This window comes from Campylobacter estrildidarum (genome assembly GCF_005406205.1).
GTDB lineage: Bacteria > Campylobacterota > Campylobacteria > Campylobacterales > Campylobacteraceae > Campylobacter_D > Campylobacter_D estrildidarum.
Map to the genome: position 1 here is coordinate 1 of NZ_NXLZ01000009.1, position 20,974 is coordinate 20,974.

18 protein-coding genes, 1 tRNA gene and 1 other RNA gene are annotated in these 20,974 nt (G+C 30.4%); 3 read left to right on the forward strand and 17 right to left on the reverse strand.

Features of this window, described 5'->3' with window-relative positions; translation table 11 throughout:
* From CQA69_RS05630 to CQA69_RS05680, 11 genes are all read right to left on the reverse strand, one after another.
* Positions 1-1,423, reverse strand: a 1,423-nt coding sequence (locus tag CQA69_RS05630) for a flagellin (RefSeq protein ID WP_137620824.1), incomplete at its 3' end; no start/stop codon positions are given.
* A gap of 144 nt (positions 1,424-1,567) precedes the next feature.
* Complete coding sequence (locus CQA69_RS05635; RefSeq protein WP_137620825.1) at positions 1,568-3,304, reverse strand: flagellin A; 1,737 nt, start codon at positions 3,302-3,304, stop codon at positions 1,568-1,570.
* A 131-nt stretch (positions 3,305-3,435) separates the two neighbouring features.
* Positions 3,436-5,265 carry a motility associated factor glycosyltransferase family protein gene (locus CQA69_RS05640; RefSeq protein ID WP_137620826.1) on the reverse strand — a complete coding sequence of 610 codons (1,830 nt, stop codon included), beginning with the start codon at positions 5,263-5,265 and terminating at the stop codon, positions 3,436-3,438.
* The gene (locus tag CQA69_RS05645; protein ID WP_137620827.1) at positions 5,262-6,521 is read right to left on the reverse strand and encodes a DUF2920 family protein; all 1,260 of its coding nucleotides are present in this window, start codon (positions 6,519-6,521) and stop codon (positions 5,262-5,264) included. The genes CQA69_RS05640 and CQA69_RS05645 overlap by 4 nt, the downstream gene beginning before the upstream one ends.
* Complete coding sequence (locus CQA69_RS05650) at positions 6,499-7,035, reverse strand: prepilin-type N-terminal cleavage/methylation domain-containing protein (protein WP_137620828.1); 537 nt, start codon at positions 7,033-7,035, stop codon at positions 6,499-6,501. The genes CQA69_RS05645 and CQA69_RS05650 overlap by 23 nt, the downstream gene beginning before the upstream one ends.
* A 3-nt stretch (positions 7,036-7,038) precedes the next feature.
* Complete coding sequence (gene tsaD, locus CQA69_RS05655; protein WP_137620829.1) at positions 7,039-8,046, reverse strand: tRNA (adenosine(37)-N6)-threonylcarbamoyltransferase complex transferase subunit TsaD; 1,008 nt, start codon at positions 8,044-8,046, stop codon at positions 7,039-7,041.
* On the reverse strand, positions 8,043-9,431 hold the full coding sequence (gene pgp1, locus CQA69_RS05660) for a peptidoglycan D,L-carboxypeptidase Pgp1 (RefSeq protein WP_137620830.1): 1,389 nt from the start codon (positions 9,429-9,431) through the stop codon (positions 8,043-8,045). The genes tsaD and pgp1 overlap by 4 nt, the downstream gene beginning before the upstream one ends.
* Positions 9,428-10,504 (reverse strand): 1-deoxy-D-xylulose-5-phosphate reductoisomerase, encoded by a 1,077-nt coding sequence (dxr, locus tag CQA69_RS05665; protein WP_137620831.1) that lies wholly within the window; start codon positions 10,502-10,504, stop codon positions 9,428-9,430. Before dxr ends, pgp1 begins: the two co-directional genes overlap by 4 nt.
* On the reverse strand, positions 10,501-11,226 hold the full coding sequence (locus CQA69_RS05670; protein ID WP_137620832.1) for a phosphatidate cytidylyltransferase: 726 nt from the start codon (positions 11,224-11,226) through the stop codon (positions 10,501-10,503). Before CQA69_RS05670 ends, dxr begins: the two co-directional genes overlap by 4 nt.
* A gap of 9 nt (positions 11,227-11,235) precedes the next feature.
* Complete coding sequence (locus tag CQA69_RS05675; protein ID WP_137620833.1) at positions 11,236-11,574, reverse strand: hypothetical protein; 339 nt, start codon at positions 11,572-11,574, stop codon at positions 11,236-11,238.
* 2 nt (positions 11,575-11,576) lie between these two features.
* Positions 11,577-12,884: an NFACT RNA binding domain-containing protein gene (locus CQA69_RS05680; RefSeq protein ID WP_137620834.1), complete on the reverse strand. Its 1,308-nt coding sequence runs from the start codon at positions 12,882-12,884 to the stop codon at positions 11,577-11,579.
* Positions 12,885-12,945: 61 nt separating this feature from the next.
* Here CQA69_RS05680 and CQA69_RS05685 point away from each other — a divergent pair, with 61 nt between their 5' ends.
* Together CQA69_RS05685 and CQA69_RS05690 are read left to right on the forward strand one after the other, a co-directional pair.
* Complete coding sequence (locus tag CQA69_RS05685; RefSeq protein WP_137620835.1) at positions 12,946-13,521, forward strand: molybdenum cofactor guanylyltransferase; 576 nt, start codon at positions 12,946-12,948, stop codon at positions 13,519-13,521.
* Entirely contained in the window at positions 13,518-14,519 is a 1,002-nt protein-coding gene (locus CQA69_RS05690) for a phospholipase A (protein ID WP_137620836.1), read from the forward strand. Before CQA69_RS05685 ends, CQA69_RS05690 begins: the two co-directional genes overlap by 4 nt.
* A gap of 5 nt (positions 14,520-14,524) precedes the next feature.
* On the opposite strand, the gene CQA69_RS05695 is transcribed toward CQA69_RS05690, so the two are convergent.
* The 4 genes from CQA69_RS05695 to nrfH form a co-directional block, all read right to left on the reverse strand.
* Positions 14,525-14,614 (reverse strand) — tRNA-Ser (locus CQA69_RS05695).
* Between the two features lie 53 nt (positions 14,615-14,667).
* On the reverse strand, positions 14,668-15,222 hold the full coding sequence (locus CQA69_RS05700; RefSeq protein ID WP_137620837.1) for a hypothetical protein: 555 nt from the start codon (positions 15,220-15,222) through the stop codon (positions 14,668-14,670).
* A gap of 86 nt (positions 15,223-15,308) precedes the next feature.
* Entirely contained in the window at positions 15,309-17,141 is a 1,833-nt protein-coding gene (locus CQA69_RS05705; RefSeq protein ID WP_137620838.1) for an ammonia-forming cytochrome c nitrite reductase subunit c552, read from the reverse strand.
* Positions 17,142-17,156: 15 nt separating this feature from the next.
* Positions 17,157-17,648 carry a cytochrome c nitrite reductase small subunit gene (gene nrfH / locus CQA69_RS05710; RefSeq protein WP_137620839.1) on the reverse strand — a complete coding sequence of 164 codons (492 nt, stop codon included), beginning with the start codon at positions 17,646-17,648 and terminating at the stop codon, positions 17,157-17,159.
* 210 nt (positions 17,649-17,858) lie between these two features.
* Between nrfH and CQA69_RS05715 the strand changes: the two genes are divergently transcribed.
* Positions 17,859-19,943, forward strand: coding sequence for an RNA degradosome polyphosphate kinase (locus CQA69_RS05715; RefSeq protein ID WP_137620840.1), 2,085 nt, complete (start codon positions 17,859-17,861; stop codon positions 19,941-19,943).
* Between the two features lie 209 nt (positions 19,944-20,152).
* On the opposite strand, the gene ssrA is transcribed toward CQA69_RS05715, so the two are convergent.
* Positions 20,153-20,512: a transfer-messenger RNA gene (ssrA, locus tag CQA69_RS05720) on the reverse strand.
* Between the two features lies 1 nt (position 20,513).
* Positions 20,514-20,924 carry a histidine phosphotransferase gene (locus CQA69_RS05725; protein ID WP_137620841.1) on the reverse strand — a complete coding sequence of 137 codons (411 nt, stop codon included), beginning with the start codon at positions 20,922-20,924 and terminating at the stop codon, positions 20,514-20,516.
* Positions 20,925-20,974: the final 50 nt, after the last annotated feature.

The window sequence follows — 20,974 nt, forward strand, 5'->3', positions numbered from 1 at the left end:
CTGCATTACCTGCTGAAGTTTTTAAAGGTGCAAATTGAGAATTTCCCGAACCAGCAGAGAAACCTGAACCAGTAGAGATAGTATAAACTGAAGCCGCATTTGCTGCTTTTGAAGTTACCTCACTCATAAAAACAACAGATCCTTCTAAAGCCGCTGACATATTTTTACCACTATTTACAGAATATCCTGAACCAGCAGAGAAACCGTTGGCTTCCATGTAAGATTTAACACCGCCATATCCTACTACAACTTGTTTTCCACCACCTTGGTAAGCATTAAAGCCCATAGCATCTGCAGTATTTGCATCGATTTGTCCTTTGGACTCTCTTAAAGAAACCGAAGTTTGAGAAATCATATCGGTCTTGCCCATACCTATAGCACTAAGACCTGTCCCGCTGATATTAATATCTCTACCATCATTTTTAACTAAAGATAATCTTCCATAGTTTTCTTTTTGATTTGCTAAAATACCAGCACCAGCGCCAATTTCACCAGTGATTTTAATCCCTCTACCATCTCTTGAAGTAAGAACTAATTTACCATTAGCATCTCTAGAAGCTTCAATACCTGTAGTATCTTTAACTGAATTGATAGCAGCAATCAATTGACCATTTTCATCACCATCTTTATAAGAAACTTTACCAATAATCACACCATTGATAGCAAAATCTTCAGATGTAGTTCCAGCCTTAATCTCATAGGCTCCTGTAGTTCTTACATCAAAAGTTGCACGAACTCCAGTTTGATCAGAACTTCTATTGATCTCTTCTGCTAAAGCTCCAAGTCCAGTTCCAACAGAAGTTGAAATCACTACACTTTGAAATTTAAAATCCTCAACTCCATTATAATTTTTAATCACAAGACTTGCTACGCCTTGGCTATGACTTTGAGAACCTGTTTCAAATCTTGTTACACCGATTTTTGAAGACTGAGTAGGTCCTATACTTGCTTTAATAGTTTGGTTTGAGCTTGAACCGATTTGAAATTCTTGATTGGTAAAATTACCGCTTAAAAGTTGTTTACCATTAAAAGCTGTTGTATTAGCGATATTGTCAAGTTCTTCCATCAAGCGGTTGATGTCTGCTTGAAGCATAGTTCTTGTTTTTAAACTTTGACCATCTTGAGCTGCTTGAGTTGCCTTAGTTTTAATAGTATCTAAGATCTTAAGTTGCTCATCCATTGCTTTATCTGCAGTTTGTAAGATACCAATTGCATCATTACCATTGTTGATCGCTTGACCTAAAGTTGCTGCTTGTGAACGCAAAGAATCTGCGATAGCCATCCCTGAAGCATCATCTGCTGCTGAGTTAATTCTAAGACCTGAACTAAGTCTGCTTAAAGACTTATCAAGTTCGTTAGCATTAACAACTGAATTTGCATGTGCGTTCAACGCACCAATGTTGGTGTTTATTCTAAAACCCATTTTAAATCCTTTCAAAATATTGCATCAAAAGGATATAAGCAAGAAGTGTTCCAACTTTTAATTTTTAAAGATAAATATTTTTGATTATAAAAAAAGAAGAAATCTAAGCCTAGATATACTAGACTTAGATTGGATTTGTAAAAACTATTGTAGCAATCTTAATACATTTTGTCCGCTAGCATTAGCTTGGGCCATTGCATAAGATCCACTTTGAGCTAAGATGTTTGCTTTAGAGTAGTTTGCACTTTCACTTGCAAAGTCTACATCTCTGATTTGTGATTCAGCTGATTTCACATTTACTTGAGTTACAGTGATGTTATTAATAGTTGATGTGATTTGGTTTTGAACTGAACCGATATCCGCTCTAATTTGGTCAAGATTTGCAATTGCTGTTTCAGCGATATCCATTACTGCCATAGCACCTTTAAGTGTAGTAACACCTGAAGTTTCTTTTGTAGTGCCCACTGCATTACCTGCTGAAGTTTTTAAAGGTGCAAATTGAGAATTTCCCGAACCAGCAGAGAAACCTGAACCAGTAGAGATAGTATAAACTGAAGCCGCATTTGCTGCTTTTGAAGTTACCTCACTCATAAAAACAACAGATCCTTCTAAAGCCGCTGACATATTTTTACCACTATTTACAGAATATCCTGAACCAGCAGAGAAACCGTTGGCTTCCATGTAAGATTTAACACCGCCATATCCTACTACAACTTGTTTTCCACCACCTTGGTAAGCATTAAAGCCCATAGCATCTGCAGTATTTGCATCGATTTGTCCTTTGGACTCTCTTAAAGAAACCGAAGTTTGAGAAATCATATCGGTCTTGCCCATACCTATAGCACTAAGACCTGTTCCATCAATAGCAATATCTCTACCATCATTTTTAACTAAAGATAATCTTCCATAGTTTTCTTTATTTAAGATACCAGCACCAGCACCAATTTCACCAGTGATTTTAATCCCTCTACCATCTCTTGAAGTAAGAACTAATTTACCATTAGCATCTTTAGAAGCTTCTACACCTGTAGTATCTTTTACAGCGTTAATCGCAGAAACTAAAGAACCATTTTCATCACCATCTTTATAATCAATTTTACCAATAACTACACCATTAATAGTGAAATCTTCAGATGTATTTCCAGCTTTAATTGCATAGGCTCCTGTAGTTCTTACATCAAAAGTTGCACGAACTCCAGTTTGATCAGAACTTTTATTGATCTCTTCTGCTAAAGCTCCAAGTCCAGTTCCAACAGAAGTTGAAATCACTACATCTTGAAATTTGAAATCTTCAACACCATTGTAATTTTTAATTGTAAGTCCTACAACGCCTGAAGAATGGCTTTGAGAACCTGTTTCAAATCTCGTTACACCGATTTTTGAAGACTGAGTAGCTCCTATACTTGCTTTTACAGTTTGGTTTGAGCTTGAACCGATTTGAAATTCTTGATTGGTAAAATTACCACTTAAAAGTTGTTTACCATTAAATGAAGTCGTATTTGCAATGTTGTCAAGTTCTTCCATTAAGCGGTTGATATCTGCTTGAAGCATAGTTCTTGTTTTTAAACTTTGACCATCTTGAGCTGCTTGAGTCGCTTTAGTTTTGATAGTATCTAAGATCTTAAGTTGCTCATCCATTGCTTTATCCGCAGTTTGTAAGATACCTAAAGCATCATTACCGTTAGATATAGCTTGACCTAAAGTATTAGACTGAGAGCGAAGTGAATCCGCGATAGCCATCCCTGAAGCATCATCTGCTGCTGAGTTGATTCTAAGACCTGAACTAAGTCTATTTAAAGACGCATCTAAGCTTTTAGAGTTTAGATCAGAGTTTGCTTTAGCATTAAGTGCTGCAACGTTTGTGTTAATACGAAATCCCATTTTAAATCCTTTTAAATAAAATTCAAGCTCATCCATGAACTTGTTAAACACTATATCGTTCGCTTAAAAAAAATCTTTATAGTTTTAATTGAATTTTTTTGAAATTTTGTATTTTTGATGAAGGATAATAATCAAACAAGAGCACTTAAAATAGCTTCTCGCTTTGAAAATTTTTCAATAAATAAATTAAGCCATTCTCTATAAGCTTTAAAAAATAAAAGTAAATATTCTTGTTCATCGTTTGTTTTTTTTGCGATCACTTCACTAAGCAAATTACCCCTTGCAAAAAGAACCCCTCGTAAAACTCCATCGTCAATGAGCGGGATTTGTTCAAGCAAGAAATCAAAATTTTCTATATTTTTATAAACATTAGCTAAAAATTCCAAAGGTAAGTTTTTCTCACTTGATAAAATCGTTTCTAAAGCATTATGTAAAGCTTTGGCGTCTTCTAAGACTTGATGGATTTGTTTTAAATCACTATTGAATCTTTGCAAAACCTTATTTAGAACTTTATCACTTCGGTTTTGAGTTAAAGGCTTTGGAATATCTAAAACCTGTTTCTTTTGCTGCGCAAAGCGAATACAGCATTCCTCAAAACTAAGTTCCTTTGCAAAAGCTATTCTTGCTCCTCCTTCTGTAGAATTGTAAAAATTTACTTGCGGATTATGCAAAAAAAGATATTCTATTTTTTTTCTATAATCATTCCAAGCTAAATGTGTGAGCACTTTGCCTTTTCCGCCATAAGCTAAAGTTTCAAAATTTGGAATTTTTAAAGTTGTATCTATATTTTTTCCTAAGGCAAAATCTTTAAAATGAGAGTTTCCTTCTTGATTATAAGCTAAATCTTGCCCTATGATAACAATATTTTTAAATTCTAAAGCTATGGCTAAAGTATAACACATATGACCAACATGTGTTCCTACATCCAAATAACCAAAATCCTTTATACTGAATTGTTTTAAAAACCGATGATCGCTTAAAACCAAAGAAAAATAAACATCTTTATCTACAATATCAAGAACTACTTTTTGGTTTGTTCCTATAGCTAAAAGAAATAAGGTTGATTTCAATTTTTCTATTTGAATATTTTCAAAAAATTTTAACGGAAGTTCTGTATAGTCTAAATTTAATACATAATCAGGAATAATATCATTTTTATAAAGCAAAGAAAAAGCTCCATCAACACAAAAAATAACAAAATTTTCTTGGTATTTTTTTAAAAGTGCAATTTGTTTTTCAAGACTAGGTCCAGCGCAAACTACTATACAATTTTCAAATTTGGCTTTTCTTTCGCTGATTATTCTTTGAAAAGGAATACCTTTTATCATTAATGGTATATTATTTATAAAATTTTCATAACAAATTAAAGAAATTTTACAATCAGGTTCTAAATTTCTAATTACAAGATTGATATTATCATAGACAATACCATCTATACGGTTCATTTCATCCATAAAATATTTTTCATAAAATGCATTACTCATAAACATTTCATAAAGATTTAAATACTCAAACATATCCTTTTGATCAAATAATATACTTAATTGGATATTGATTTTTTCTTCAAAAGTATCGATGAGATAAACCTTACCACTGCTTAATTCTTCACTAAGATCCGCTACACTTAAGGCTAAAATAAAAAGTTCAATTTCACTCTCAAAAACAAAAATATGTTTATAAAATGAGACTAAATTTTTAATCAGTAAAGCATTGCCTATACCATAGATACAAACAAAAGGATATCTTAAAGTTTTTTCTAAAATAGCATTTTGAAAATAAGCAATTTCTTGTTCCACATAGTTATACATAAAAACTTGATTTTTTTGATCAAAAATATTTAGATTTTCATCTAAATAAAAACGAGTGCATTTTGAATTTTGTAAAAATTCCACAAGCTTTTTAGCTAAGGGTTCATTTGTACCACTTGCTAAAGCTTGGATATTTTTTTCCAAATGAGTCATTTTGTACCTATATTTTTAATTTCTAAATGTATTCTATCATTTCTTTGGCTAAATTTATAAAGCAAATCTTCACAAGGATACTCTATGGTTTTTTTTCTTGCAATCTTTTTAGGATTATTTTTTATCTTTTCAAGCATAGGAGGGAGTTCTTTTTTAATTAGAGTTTTTATGGACATTCCCATACCGTGTTCTAAACTTTTAATAAATTTTCCATCTACTTGATTTTCATCTTTGATCATGTAAAGTTTTGCATCAAAATCATTATTTTTAAAAAAATCATAAAGTTCTATTTTTTCATTTGGTGGAGAAATTTGTTTATCATACATAGAATGATAGCTTATATAACAAGGTTTTGAAAAAGAAGACTGAATTTTTAGATGTTCTAAATCTAAAATATTTCTTATCCTTCTTCTTGCTGGAGAAAAATAATGTGGCGATTTTGAGTTATTTGTCCAAAAGGTTTTTGTAGAACAGTAAACTTTAATATGCTGAAAAAAATCAAAGGTTGAAAATTCCGCATATTGCATAAAATCTATTTCTTTGCCAAATCCAACCAATCGCCAAAGAAATTTAGCATAACTAGAATTATCTATAACTCCTTCCACAAGCCAAGGTGCTATTTTAGTAGCTAAATGAGCCAAATATCCTCCGTGGGAACTACCTATCATAATCACAGGAATACCCCCCCCCATAGTATCAAAAGGAGCATTTTTCTTTAAATAAAGGGCAGTATTTAAAAGATCTTGAGCTTGCATAATACCAAAATTTTGATATTCATTTTTTGCGGGTTGCAAACTCACGTGCAAATTTAAAAAATAATCTAGTCTAAATCTACCCTCTTTTTTTCCTTCTATCAAAGCTTGATTGATAAATTTAAAAACTTCATTCATTTGATCATAATTTTGAATTTGCTTCACATCATAAGGAAGTTTTATGTCCGCAGTTTGGCAAGTTACATCTAGTATAAGCTTATCAATTTCATCTAGATAAAAGGTGGAACTAGTTTGTGGACGATTTCCTATACAATGATAATTCACACTCACTACAGCAACATTAAAATCTTTTGCGACAATTTCAGCTAAATGTCCGCGATAGTTTTCATCAGAATCTCCTCCTAATCCTGGAACGATAAAAACCAAAGCTTTAGGACTTTTTTCATCATCAAACCAAAGCTTAAACTCAAGCTTAGATTCTCTTTTTATACTAAGTTCTACATCATCGCAAGAATCAATTTCATAGGTTTGATTGACTAACATTATAAACTCCTATTAAAGTATAAGTTTTTGAAGCTAAATTTTTAAAAACTTCACTTTTGCTTAAAGCAATACAGGCTTTATTTTTAGAAGTGCTAGTAAAATCTACATTTTCTAAGTCAATATTAGAACCATTAGCTATATTTTCTATAGCTTTTTTGCTTGCTTCATTGCTTGAAATTCCCATTAAAATAAAATCTGCCTTATTGATAAATATAAGCTTTAAGCATTCTTTATCATCGCCCACTTTAAAATTTACTTCTTTCATTCCATTAAAATTGCTTAGATCAACATTTTCAACCCCATTTACATTACTCATTAAATTAATAGTATTTAACGCATCATTTTTTAAAGCATAAATACTTATATCGTTGATTAAAGTTTTTAAATTGCTTAAAGACTTGCTAAGCTCTGCTTCATCTTTGCTTGAGCTTAATTTTGGCAAAGCAATAGCTGCTAAAATTCCCAGAATGATAATCACAAAAACAAGTTCTAAAATAGTAAAGGCTTTTTTCATTGATTATATCCTTGCAAAATTTTTATTTTTTGGACTAAGAATTTCTTCATCTATACTTACAAATTCGGATCTTTCATAAGCATCTACTGCAGCTCTTGCTATCATCAAAGCATTATCGGAGCAGTATTTTAAAGGAGCTAGTTTTAATTTGGCATTGTATTTTTCACATAAATTTTGTAAACGCGAACGCAAATTTAAATTTGCACTTGCACCTCCGACAACTCCAAATTCTTTAAAAGAATATTGCTTAAAAATTTTCTCTAATTTATCCATGATATGCCCACAAGCAGCTTCTTCAAAGCCATAAGCGATTTCTGCTTTTATATTCTCATCCAAATTTTTATGCTTTAAAATTTCTAAACGCACCGCATTTTTAAGTCCTGAAAAACTATAAGCTAGCTCTTTAGAATGTTTTAAAGGAATACTAAATTTGATATTTTTGTTTTTAGCTTTTTTAGCTAAATTTTCTATGATCACTCCACCTGGATAACCCAAACCCATCATTTTAGCCACCTTATCAAAACTCTCTCCAAAACTATCATCATTTGTTTTTGCTAAAATTTGAATTTCTTTTTCATTATTGATGTAAAGCACCATAGTATGCCCACCACTTACAAGCAAAATTCCTATATCGAAAATAATCTTTTCTTCCAAAAAAAGACTATAAATGTGCCCTTTAAGATGATTAATAGCTATAAGTGGCAAGTTCAAACTCGCCGCTAAAGTTTTAGCCATAGTAATGCCTCCAAGTAAAGACACGCTTAACCCTGGTTCATTTGTTACAGCTATGGCACAAAGCTCGTTAAAATAAGACTTGCATTGCTCTAAAATACTTGGTAATGCTGCGCTATGAAGACGAGCGGCAAGTTCTGGCACAACACCTCCATAAATACTATGTTCAAGCTCTTGAGAAATTTTTTTATAAAATACACATTTTAAATTATTTTTATCGATAATCGCAATAGAGCTATCATCACAAGAACTCTCTATAGCTAGAATTAAATTTTTCATTCAAATTCCACTAAAATAGAACCGATAAATTTATCTTTAGCTCTTGCCGTTCTTAAAATACTTGGATCTAAAATCTTTGCTTTTTTTATAAGTTTAGAATCAGATGTATTTTCTAAAAGTTGCTGCAAATTTGCTCCTCTTAGCTCATAGAATTCTACACGATAAATTTTACCTGCCATATCTAAAGAATATGCAGCTTGCATATCTTTTTTATGCACAAGAATATCGCTTTCATCTTTACCATGATCAAAACCTATAATATTTACACGCACTCCTCTAATCCTAGGTATGAAAAAATTTTCCTTCACTTTGATCTTAGTTCCAAATTTTGTTACAAATTCCTTTTGATCTGCCTTTATAGTTACCTCATCAAAAGGATTACTAAATTCTAAATATTCAGGATAAAGCCTTGTTTGAAAACGATTACCATATTGTATAAAAAAAGAAGAACCATCAGCAATTACAGCTGTAAGCTCATTGCTTACATTATAATTTAGCTCTTTATTAACTGGAAAAGGCACGTATTTAATGCTTTTTCTTGGATTCTTTAAAGAAAGTAGCATTCTATCATCAAAAAGCTTAACTTCAATTTCGCGATTGATCGCTTCATTAACTCCTTGAGGTGTAAGTTTAAAATCTCTTTTAAATTCTATACCTGCAGTTTTTAAGTAATTTTCAATTGCTAAAAGATGATAATAAGCTCTTAAATTTACAGGTAAGTTTTTACTTGCTTCATTGGCAAAAGCGGCTTTATTGTGCGAGATTACAAAATAAGTAAGGGCTTTAAGCATTTCAGTATCACCTAATTCTTGTGTTTTGGTATTTTTAAGATGATAAGCGTGTTTTGGATCGGCTAAAGATGTATTGACACTATTGACAGTTTGTGTAGCGATATTTTCAAGATCAGGATACTTGCTTGCATTGATTTCACTTGTATCAATGACGCTAGAATTCCCCCATCTTTTAGGATTTTGCATAGCATCAATATAGGTAGGTTTATAAAAACCCCAACCATCGTGAAGATTGATCACCATACTCACTTCAGGTAGCAAAACAAGCTCTTTTATACGCTGAATCGTTCTATAATCGGGATCTTTTGGACTAATACTCGCAAATTTACGATTTAAATCTCCATTATTCCCACGTGAACGTTTTATAATGCTATCAAAAGCGAGATTAGGTGCAACGATGATTTTACCTTTTGTAATATTATAATCACTCAAAAGCAAACTTGCCGCGTGAAATCCTCCTGGTTCATCGCCTTGAATTCCACCAAAAATCAAAACTGTGTTATTATCATCTAAACTTTTTCCATTTTCTCCGACACTAAATTCAAGCGCAAAAACACTTGTGTATAAAAATAATATCATTAAAAAAAATTTCATCGAACACCTTTTAAATATTCTCTTGTTTTATAATCATATTCAAAAACTTCTTCAATACTTGAAATTTTAGGAACTCCAAAATGATCAAGTGCTTTAAAAATAGAACTTGAAATATCCAAAAATCCACATTTGTGGTTTAAAAAATTCTCTACTCCTATTTCATTAGCCGCATTGATAATAACGCCTAAATTAGGCTCTGCTAAAAGAGCTTCTTTGAGCTTAAAAACAGGATATTTTCTTAAACTTATTTTGTAAAATTTTAAACTAGAAAGTTTAACAAAATCAATCGAATCTAAAATTTTTGTTTCGTGTGTTGAAAAAATAGCCTCTGAAATAGCAAGTTTCATATCGGCCTTGGAAAAATATGCTGTAGTAGCACCATTTTTAAATTCGCACATCGCATGAACAATGGATTTTGGCTCTATTAAAGCATCGATATTTTTAAAATCATATAAATGATACGCTTCCATTATTTCAAAAAGCTTATTTACCATAGTTGCACTGTCTATAGTGATTTTAGTTCCCATAGTCCAATTAGGATGTTTTAAAGCATCTTTAGGGGTAACATTTTGCAAATCTTTAATTTTACTTTTGCGAAAAGCTCCACCACTTGCTGTAATATAAAGTTTTTTAATATCTTTTTTACCTTCAAGTAAAAATTTTAAGGCCGAATGTTCGCTATCTACAGGTATAAACTCGGCTCCTTTTAAAAAATTTCCTGCAACAACTAAACTTTCTTTATTTGCTAAAGCAATTTTTTTTCCTAATTCTTTTGCTTTTAATGTGCTTTTTAATCCCGCAAATCCTACAATAGCATTGAGCAAAAAATTATCTTCACAACTCTCTAAAATCTTTTCTAAACCCGCCTGTCCTATAAAAACCTTATCATGCTTTACTAAATGTTTATCTTTAGCATTTTTTATAGCGACAAATTTAGGTTTAAAAATCTGTATTTGTTCGTTTAAAAGAGCAATATTTTCTCCACAAGCAAGTGCTGAAATGTTGATATTTTTTAAAGCAGCAAGTTTAAGAGCATTTACTCCTATACTTCCTGTACTTCCAAAAACAATCATAAAAAGGCAACCATTGCAAAAGCAGCAATAATCACAGCATCGATTCTATCGAGTATGCCACCGTGGCCTGGGATAAGATCCCCGCTATCTTTCACTCCTGCTTCTCTTTTAAAATAGCTTTCTAATAAATCCCCTATAACAGCCATAAAAGCCGCACAAAAAGAACAAAGCAAAGAAAGCCAGAAACCATAAACAAAAACTCCTATTAAAGTTCCAAAAAAAGTGGCAAAAACAAGCCCACCGATCACGCCTTCTAAAGTTTTATTAGGGCTTGTAGGTGAAAAAGGAGTTTTTCCTATCAATTTTCCTATAAAATATGCTGCACTATCACAACTTGCAACAATCAAAATCAACCAAAACAAAGCAAACATTCCGCGATCTAAATACACTTGCCAAAGTGCTAAAATGGGCAAACTAGGATATAAATAAATCAAAACAACCTTTAAGTTTGATTTTTTATACACTTGATATCCAAGTACTAGAAGAGCGACCAAAATTCCTAAAAATAAAGGTTTAAAGACCATAGTTCCTAAAATAAATGCAAGGATTAAAGGTATAATACTTGCATTTTCTAAACTAAAAAGCTTTTTTGCTTCATAAAAAGCTAAAAATAATAAAATTGCAAAAATAATGAAATTGATAAAAAATTGATCAATCAAAGCTATAATAACCACTGCTGCGGCCATTAATAAACCCCAAACTATTCTAGTTAAATTAAACATATTTTTCCTTTATATACTTATATCGATACGATGGATACTTTGTGCGTCCTTAAAATTCGGCTCTTCATCTAAAGCTTCCTCATCATCCTCATCTTCTGTTTGTTTTGCTTCTTGCTTATGTTTTTTCTTTTTTTCCTCTTGTTCTGCCTTTTCTTTAATTTCTTCTTTAATATCATGAGTTTCATTGACCTTTTCAAGCTTATCTAAAACTTTTTCTTGCTCTTTGGCCGCTGCCATATTTAAAGTTGCTGAAAAACCTTCTTTAGCAAGTTCGTTACTTGCTTGAGCTGCTGGATAAGCCATATTTTGATTAACAAAATTCATATTTCCTATAGGGCTAACTGGCATAATCAATCCTTTGTAATATTAATACTTTTGAAATTTGTATAATTAACAAATGCCTTTTGTTGGATTTTAACAAAATTTCTTAAAGTATAATCGACCCAATATGAACCTTTCTTTAATTTTGAAAAACTCACACAAAGCTTTGCTGCAAATTCTATCACATCTTCGCTAATTTTTCTCTTGTTTGAAACAATAATCACATGCGAACTTGGAATATCTTTTATGTGTAACCATATATCATCCTTTTTTGCATTTTTTAATAATAATTCATTGCCTTTTTCATTTTTACCCACGCAAATCTTAAAATCATAAAAATAAAAATTTGCAATATTATCGTTTTCCTTGTTTTCATTATTTTTCTTACTGCTTTTTTTAGGCAATAAAATTTCAAGCTCAAATTCATCTTTTGCTTGCATAAGCAAATTTTTTAAATTCAAAGAAAAATCTAATTTTTCTTGCAAATTATCTCTTTGTATATTTAAATTTCTAGCTCTTTGTTCTAATTTTTTAGCATTTTTATAAAATAAATTAGCACTTTCTTTAGGGCTAAACTCGAGTTTAAAGTGAATTTTTTTATCTTCAAAATCCTTAAGCTCAAACTCTCTTTCATACTCTTTTAAACAACTCAAATTTGCAAACAATATATCAGCTTTTTTTCTATATTCTAAGGCTTTTTCAAACAAAAAATCTTCCTTTTCTAAACCCGACAATAACTCGTTTAAATTCGCAATTTTTTTATCCATTTGAGCTATCTTTGAAACTTTGATTTGGTTGATTTTACTTTCATTGATCGATTTAAATTTTTCACTAAAATAAAGATTAAAATCTACGATTTTTTCATACTTATCATCCATTTTATAGGGTTTTAAAAGCTCTAAAATAACATTTGGTTTTACTATACGGTAGCTTTTATCAATATGTCTTAAAGCCTCTATAATCATTTCTTTTTCATCAGTAACGATAGCATTGGTATTTTTGCCTGTAAATTCAAAATAAATCTTATTTTCATAACTTTTATAAGATTTATGAGTAAGGGTATGAAAACATAAAATTCGATTATTTTCTAATACTTTCACATCTTTAATCAAAGCATGATTAAAATATTTTTTAAGCATAAAATCAAAGGGTGCATTATAGGTTTTTACACTTAAATCTGCGGTATAAATTGCACTATTGCCACGACTTAAATCAAAAATAAATTTTTGTCTCTCAAGACTAAGCTCTAAAACATTATCATTAATACGTTTTATAAAATCGATTTTTTTAAAACTTTTAAAAAAATCTCTCAATTGTAAAAGTTCTGTATATTTCATAATAAAAATTATAAAACATTTTAGCGAATTTATGGTAGAGTTATAAAAAAAAGGAAATAATTTGAGACTTGATGAACTTAATTGTGTGATTTTATGTGGTGGAAAATCAAGTCGTATGGGGCAAGATAAAAGTAAATTAAAGATCAAAAATGAAACTTTGATTGAATTTCAAGTTAGAAAAATGTCCCAATGGTTTAAAAATGTTTATGTAAGCACTAAAGAAGATAAATTTGATCAAAAATTTACGATAATTAAAGATGTTTCGGAATTTCAAATATACTCTCCTATGCTCGCTCTTTATTCCATACTTTCCTTTTTTAAAAATGAATTTGTCTTTATTTTAAGTGTAGATAGTCCAAATATAAGCGAAAATGAAATTTTAAAGATGTTTGCTTTTATAAATGAGAATTATAAAATCGTTGTAGCTCAAACTCCTTCCTATAAGCATCCTTTATGCGGATTTTATCACAGCTCTTTAGCAAATACTTGTAAAGAATTTTTTAAAAAAAATGAACAAAAAATAGGATTTTTATTTTCTAAGGTTAAAACTAAATTTGTAAAATTTGAAAATGAAAATGCCTTTTTAAATTTAAATTTTTACGAGGAATATGAAAAATTTAAAAGAGAGTTAAAATGAAAAAAATTATCTTATTTTTATTAATTTGCAATATAGTCATAGCTGAAAATTTCAAAGAAGCTTTAGAATTTGAAAAAAAAGGTGATTATAAAAAAGCTATGCAAATTTATAAAAAAATAGCTTTAAAATATCAAAATAATTCTCCTTCTCCAATTAACAAGAATTTACAAGCTAATTTAAATCAAAACGCAAACACTAAAGAAAATTTAGACTCTTTGAAAAATAAAAAGGAAAATTTTTCTCAACTTACCTTAGCCAACTATCTTGGAGAAGATACTGATTTTAATCCTTTAGGTATTAGTGCTTATAAAATGAACTATTTTCTACCTTTTGCCTATAGCTTTAATTCGATTCGTAATGACAACCGTAAAACAGAAATGAAATTTCAACTTAGCATTAAAAAAAGATTATTTGAAAATTTATTCGGACTTAATGAAAAATATTATATAGGCTATACTCAAACTTCTTGGTGGCAAAATTATAAACACTCTTCTCCTTTTAGAGAAACAAACTATCAACCTGAATTTTTTGTCGATTTTCCTCTTTTTCTGAAAGACTATCAATTTTTTAATAATCTTCGCCTAGGATTTTTACACGAAAGTAACGGAAAAGGGGATGAAAATTTAGAATCTAGATCATGGAATAGAATTTATGCTTCTACAGCAATTTTATATAAACGATTTTTAATCGTTCCACGAATTTGGTATAGAATTCCTGAAGAAAGAAAAGATGATGATAATCCTGATATCACGCATTATCTTGGAAATTTTGATTTGAATTTAGGATATTTAGGCAAAGATTATTTTGCTAATATCATGCTAAGAAACAATCTTAATCTCCGCCGCAATAAAGGTGCTATTCAAGTTGATGCAGGATATGACATTTTTAATAATGGAATTTATTGGTATTTACAATACTTTAATGGATATGGAGAAAGTTTAATTGATTATAATAGAAAATTACAAAGAATTTCTACTGGATTTTTAATTTCTTATTAAAAAAGTGGCGGACAGAGAGGGATTTGAACCCTCGAGACCCGTTAAGATCTGCACCCTTAGCAGGGGTGTGGTTTCAGCCACTCACCCATCTGTCCTTAAAAATAAAAGTATGATTATATAGTATTTTAAATAATACCTAGCTTAAAATCTAAAGGCTAAGACAAGCTAGAATTATTGTGATAAAAAATCCTAAAAAAAGAACTAAAAATTGTTTTTTTCTATCTTTTTTGTTAGCAAATAAAGTGATTGTAAGTCCAGAAATATAAAGCAAAAACAAAACAATTCCAAAACCCACGCTAAGTACTGAAAAATACCATAAACCTTTATTTTTATGGAGCATAATCATATCGCCTAATAAAGATCTAGTTTTAAGAGTAATTGTATATTCGTCTTTAGAAGTTTGTGCAATACTTGCACTATAATGAATTCCACCTATGCTTATACCCTTATGCTTATTCTTGATGGTATTAATATTTGAAGGAATTGTTAAATTGTTTTCTATAAGATATTCTATCAAAGCTTCTTTTTCTTTTCCTTCTTCTATATGCTTTATCAATTTATAACTTTGTTCTTTTAATCCAATATCTTGATTAAAACCAAAAATATAAGCAATTCCTGTTATAGCAAATATCAAAGCACAAGGTAAGAAAAATAAACTCAAATAAATATGAATTTGTCTAAATAATTTGTTTTTGCTAGGCATTTTTTCTCCTATGATATTTTTCATAAAATATCATAGAAAAGTAATGTGAAGTTAATGTGAAATAAAAATTCCACATTAAAATTTTATTATTTTTTATCTATAAATTCATAATTGTAAGGAGAAAGATTTTTATCTTCTTCTAAAAGTTCTTTTGGAGGGTTTCCATTAACCTCTTTTTCATCGGCATAATAACGCTCACCTGCCTTATATCCATTAACATCTACTTTGTAATAAAGCTCACCTGGATTTAATTTTTGAATATCTTCAAAGCCTAAATGTGAAATTTTAAAATCTTTAATTCCGTTTGCATTAGCAATTTCTAAAAGCTTAGCTTGTCCCATTCTTGCCATATCTAGAGCTTGAAAAATAATTCTAGAAGCTTCGCGTGGATTATGAAAACCTGTTGAATTTTCAGCATTAACAAAATCGACTCTCATTTGAGACTTTCTATGAAGTTCTAATACATCTTTTAATTCTGCATTGATTTTAGCTTTATCTGCCTTATTATCGATTTGGAATTGTTCCATAGTTCCTAATTTCTCACGCAATTTTTTAGTATCCATTATAAAACTTACTAAAGCATATTCAGCTGTTCTTTGTTCTGAAGCTACGACATTTTGAATATCTTTAACTTGTGCTCTTAACTCGTCTTCACTTTGTTTATGACAAGACTTACAAGCTGAATTAATATCTCTTAAAGGAGAAGTTATATTGTGTTGAGAAATTTTCTTAGCACCCTCTCTAATATAAGGCATATGACAATCGGTACAACTCACACCATTTAAAGCGTGTACACCACCGCTATAAAGCTCACTTTCTGGATGCTGAATTTTAATAATTGGAGCACCTGTAAGTTTATGTGTAAAATCTGAACCAAAAATTGTGCGAACTTTATCATAGTATTTATCAAGCATTTCAATTCTAAATGGTTGCCCTTTTTTCCACTCATCCCAAGGAAAAGTTAAGACAATACCATTAGTTTCTATCTCTTTAGCTTTATTGCCATCTCTCCAAAATTCATACTCATCATAAGTTTTTTGAGTACCATCCCACCATTTTTTAGAAGTATCATCAGCAATAGTTTCTCCCATCACCTTAACCTTTTCTCCAGTTGGTTTAAAATAGTATTCTACGTGACATTGAGAGCAAACCAAAGTTCTCATTTCTTCTCTAGTAGCTTTCACACCTTGCACAGGATCTTTTTCATAACCTCTAGCCACTAAAGCATTAATAGCAGCCTCTCGAGTAAGTCTTAAGCTCATATCATTTGGATTATGACAATCTGCACAAGTAACTCCCATTCTTTTACCACCGTGTGCTCCAGCATGTTCTGGTGAATTTTCTACTATACCATTAGCAGCAGGAATATTTTTCATCATCGTCCAATAATTAGTAGAATTAAACGCTACAAAATCTCCCTTAGCAACATTTTTAATAAGCCAAGGAGTCCAACCGCTATGACAATTCATACAAGCTGTAGGTTGTCCTTTGAAAGCTTTAAATCCATGAGCATTAAGAAAATCTTTATTGTTTCTTGCTGTTTTCATTTGATCAATTTGAACCCAAAAATGACCTCTTTCTTCATTTGCGTCAATACTAAAAGGATATCCTGCCCAAAGTATAGTTAATTGCGGAAAACGAATAAGTTTTGAATAAGCTAAATTTCCACCAAATTCTGTTGGTTGTGGTTTTTCTTTTTCAACTTTTAAATACATATCAAGTTGCTCTGGAAAAACCTTACCCCATCTTTCATAATTAGGATCATCATCGCTTAATAAAGAAAGATCGGTACTTGCAGAAATAGTATTTTTATTCGCTTCATCTTTCTTTTTTTGGTTAATATCATTATTAAGCCATAAAACTCCAGCTATGAGAAAAACAAGAGCAACAATACCTAAACGCAAAAAAATTTTTTTCATTATATTATCTCCTTATTAAATTCCATGTTTATGACCCACATCTTTATGGCAAGAAGCACATTTTAAAGATTTATCTGTGTGGGGATTGGTGGTAGCATTTATCGCTGTTTGCACAAAATCTGCATGACAACGAATACAATTTTCTTGTATCATCTCTTTGCTCTTTTTTGTTGCACTTAAATTCGTAGGAAGTTCATCAAGTTTGAAAGTAAAAGCATAGGCGTGACCTAAACCACTCTCAGCTTTAGCAATCCATTTAGCCAAAAAACTATGTGGCAAATGACAATCTACGCAAGTTGCTCTTGGCTCACCTTTAGTCTTTTGAGAATGCGGTCCTGCCATATATTCATTATAAACCTCATTCATAATATGACAATTATTACAAGATTCGCTTGTATTGCTTAAATAAGATGTACCTTTTGCATTATAAAAAGTATAAAATCCAACAGCAAAAAATACAAAAAGCAAAATAAGAAAAATATTAAAAAGGTTTGAAAATTTCTTCAAATCAGCTCTCCTTGGAAAACACTATTTTCTTTATTTCAGAAAATAAAATCTTATAATACTCTAACATAAATATTGTTAAAATATATTTAAGGATATATTTAATCTTTTAATTAATAATTTTTATAAAAATTAAAAAATAACTCTTAATTATCAATAAAAAATCATTGGTTTTCTAATAAATGTTAAAATTGAAAGAAAAAAGGAATTTTGATGCAAACAAGTCCTGATATGTTTTTAAATCGAGAGCTTTCTTGGCTACGATTCAATTCACGCGTATTAAATCAATGCACAAAACCCATGCCTTTATTAGAACGTCTTAAATTTATCGCGATATATTGTACTAATTTAGATGAATTTTATATGATACGCGTAGCGGGATTAAAACAGCTATTTTCAGCTGGTGTAAATGCAAGCAGTAGCGATGAAATGAGTCCTTTAGAACAATTAAAAGCTATACGTAAATATTTACACGAAGAAAAACAACTTTTAGAATGTTATCTTGGAGAAATTATACAAGAACTTGAAAAAGAAAATTTATTTATTAAACAATATGAAAATTTAGATGAAAATTTAAAACAAAAATGCGATGAGTATTTCTTCTCAAATATATTTCCTGTGATCGTTCCTATAGCAGTAGATGCAACTCACCCATTTCCGCATTTAAATAATTTATCTTTTTCTCTAGCGGTTAAAATTTGCGATAAAAATCACCCTGAACTTATAAAATTTGGAATGGTTAGAATTTCAAGAGTACTGCCTCGTTTTTATGAAGTGGTTTCTAATATTTATGTTCCTATAGAAAGTATAGTCCATCAACATATCGAAGAAATTTTTCCTGGTTATAAACTTCTAGCTTCTGCTGCCTTTAGAGTCACAAGAAATGCGGATATTGTTATTGAAGAAGAAGAGGCGGATGATTTTATGATGATATTAGAACAAGGTTTAAAACTTAGAAGAAAAGGAGCTTTTGTTAGACTCCAAATTCAAAAAGATGCGGATGAACAAATTGTAGAATTTCTTAGCACTCATATGAAAATTTTTCATAAAGATGTTTATGAATATTCTATTTTGCTTAATCTTCCTAGACTTTGGCAAATTGTAGGAAATAAAACCTTTACTCATCTTTTAAATCCGCTTTATACGCCAAAAACTTTACCGCCTTTTGAAGAAAATTTATCTACCTTTGATGCTATAGATAAAGAAGATATTGTAATCATTCAACCTTATGAAAGTTTTGATCCTGTATATAAATTCATAAAAGAAGCCAGTCAAGATCCTGAAGTGATTTCTATAAGAATGACCCTTTATAGAGTAGAAAAAAATTCAAACATCGTCCAAGCCTTAATCGATGCGGCAAGCGAAGGAAAGCAAGTTACGGTAATGGTGGAATTAAAAGCACGTTTTGATGAAGAAAATAACTTGCACTGGGCAAAAGCTTTAGAAAACGCTGGTGCTCACGTTATTTACGGAATTAGAGGTTTTAAAGTTCATGCCAAAGTATCACAAGTTATACGCAAACAAGGAGAAAAACTTAAATTTTATATACATTTAGGCACAGGAAATTACAATGCAAGCAGTGCAAAAATATATACAGATATAAGTTATTTTACCAATAAAATCGAAATTGCTCAAGATGTAACAAGCTTTTTTCATATCTTGTCTGGCTTTAATAAAAATCGTTGTCTTAAAACTCTTTCAATGAGTCCAAATCAAATCAAAGAAAAAATTCTAGAAATGATACACTTAGAAACAAGTAAAGGGAGCGAAGGAGTTATTATTGCAAAAATGAATTCTCTCGTAGATAGTGACATCATTAAGGCTCTTTACAAAGCAAGTTTAAATGGAGTTCAAATTGATCTTATTGTAAGAGGAATTTGTTGCCTAAAACCTAATCAAGAATACAGCAAAAATATACGCGTAAGAAGTATTATAGGAAAATACCTAGAACACGCTAGAGTATTTTATTTTAAACATAGCGAACCAAACTATTTTATATCAAGTGCAGATTGGATGCCAAGAAATTTAGAACGGCGTCTAGAACTTATGACTCCAATTTTTGATGAAAAAAATAAAGCCAAATTAGCACAATTTTTACGCTTACAACTTAGTGATAACACTTTAGCTTATGAATTACAAAGTGATGGAGAATATGTCAAGGTTGAACAAAATGATAAAACCATAGATTCTCAACAAACTTTAGAAGATTATATTAGTAAGATATATCAAACCTTAAAAAAGGATACAGATCAAGCTAAAGCGGCACAATTAGCATCTAAACTATTTCAAGAAAATTAATATGGCGATTAACAAGAATTGAATTTGTTTTTGAAAATACCTAAAATATAATAATTATGTATTTTAATTTTTATTTTGGCTACATAAATGGCTACAGAATTATAAGAAAAAATAGAAAAAATTGCAATAATTAGAAATTAATTGATAATGAAAAGAAGTTCTAAAAATAGGTATTGTGAAAGGTTTTTAAATTTTAAGAAATCTACTAATGGTGGAAGCGAGGGGAATTGAACCCCTGTCCAAAAATAACTCCACAAAGATCTCTACATGCTTAGCAAAGATGACTGCTTCACTATATTTCGCTCATCTTCCAAAACTTAAAAATATAGCTAAGACTTTAAATTCGCTTAAAATGTGTCAAGTTTTAAACTACACTATCTTAAGATGACCAAATTTCAAGCTAGATAGTATCACTTAAAATTCAGGCTCAACTGAACTTACGCAGCTTTAGCGTAAGCAGGAGCAAATTTAACGTTGTTTGCGTTTAATTTTATTTAGGCTTTTTACGCTTTGCCTAAAGCGACATGCCATCTAAGCAGACTTACTCCTGTCGAAGCCAAGTCGCTCCCATTATTTAGAAATAATATTTGGAACATTAACAATTAAAGGATTAAAAACAGCTAAAACAGAATCATCATTTTCATACGAACGACAATATTTCTCAAACTGATCACTCACTAAAAGCATCCAATCTGTAAATTCTTCACTAGCTGGACCTTCAAAACGATTTGCTTGCGCCATCATCTCTTCACAAAATACACAAAAATCAGTTATTTCATCTAGTCCTAGACGTCTTGCTGCCCAAGCGGTATTATGTACTAAAGTTTCAAGTTCTTTTACAGCTTCTTTATAACGCATGCTATCACTGCCAAGATTAATAATCAAAGGTTCAAATCTATCGCACATTGTTCTAAAAAATTGCAAAAACTTCTCTATATCATCAATTTCATAATCTAGTTCTAATTTTGTTAAAATCCCCATCTTTGAAACCATATTTTCATAAAATTTAAGTAAATTCTAGCAAATTTTAG

Bases quoted from the DNA above. Each gene is read 5' to 3' on its own strand.
- CQA69_RS05640 (WP_137620826.1), bottom strand. From the start codon at position 5,265: ATGACTCATTTGGAAAAAAATATCCAAGCTTTAGCAAGTGGTACAAAT.
- CQA69_RS05705 (WP_137620838.1), bottom strand. From the start codon at position 17,141: ATGAAAAAAATTTTTTTGCGTTTAGGTATTGTTGCTCTTGTTTTTCTC.
- pgp1 (WP_137620830.1), bottom strand. From the start codon at position 9,431: ATGAAATTTTTTTTAATGATATTATTTTTATACACAAGTGTTTTTGCG.
- CQA69_RS05700 (WP_137620837.1), bottom strand. From the start codon at position 15,222: ATGCCTAGCAAAAACAAATTATTTAGACAAATTCATATTTATTTGAGT.
- dxr (WP_137620831.1), bottom strand. From the start codon at position 10,504: ATGATTGTTTTTGGAAGTACAGGAAGTATAGGAGTAAATGCTCTTAAA.
- CQA69_RS05645 (WP_137620827.1), bottom strand. From the start codon at position 6,521: ATGTTAGTCAATCAAACCTATGAAATTGATTCTTGCGATGATGTAGAA.
- CQA69_RS05670 (WP_137620832.1), bottom strand. From the start codon at position 11,226: ATGTTTAATTTAACTAGAATAGTTTGGGGTTTATTAATGGCCGCAGCA.
- CQA69_RS05635 (WP_137620825.1), bottom strand. From the start codon at position 3,304: ATGGGATTTCGTATTAACACAAACGTTGCAGCACTTAATGCTAAAGCA.
- tsaD (WP_137620829.1), bottom strand. From the start codon at position 8,046: ATGAAAAATTTAATTCTAGCTATAGAGAGTTCTTGTGATGATAGCTCT.
- CQA69_RS05680 (WP_137620834.1), bottom strand. From the start codon at position 12,884: ATGAAATATACAGAACTTTTACAATTGAGAGATTTTTTTAAAAGTTTT.
- CQA69_RS05690 (WP_137620836.1), top strand. From the start codon at position 13,518: ATGAAAAAAATTATCTTATTTTTATTAATTTGCAATATAGTCATAGCT.
- CQA69_RS05650 (WP_137620828.1), bottom strand. From the start codon at position 7,035: ATGAAAAAAGCCTTTACTATTTTAGAACTTGTTTTTGTGATTATCATT.
- CQA69_RS05725 (WP_137620841.1), bottom strand. From the start codon at position 20,924: ATGGGGATTTTAACAAAATTAGAACTAGATTATGAAATTGATGATATA.
- CQA69_RS05675 (WP_137620833.1), bottom strand. From the start codon at position 11,574: ATGCCAGTTAGCCCTATAGGAAATATGAATTTTGTTAATCAAAATATG.
- CQA69_RS05715 (WP_137620840.1), top strand. From the start codon at position 17,859: ATGCAAACAAGTCCTGATATGTTTTTAAATCGAGAGCTTTCTTGGCTA.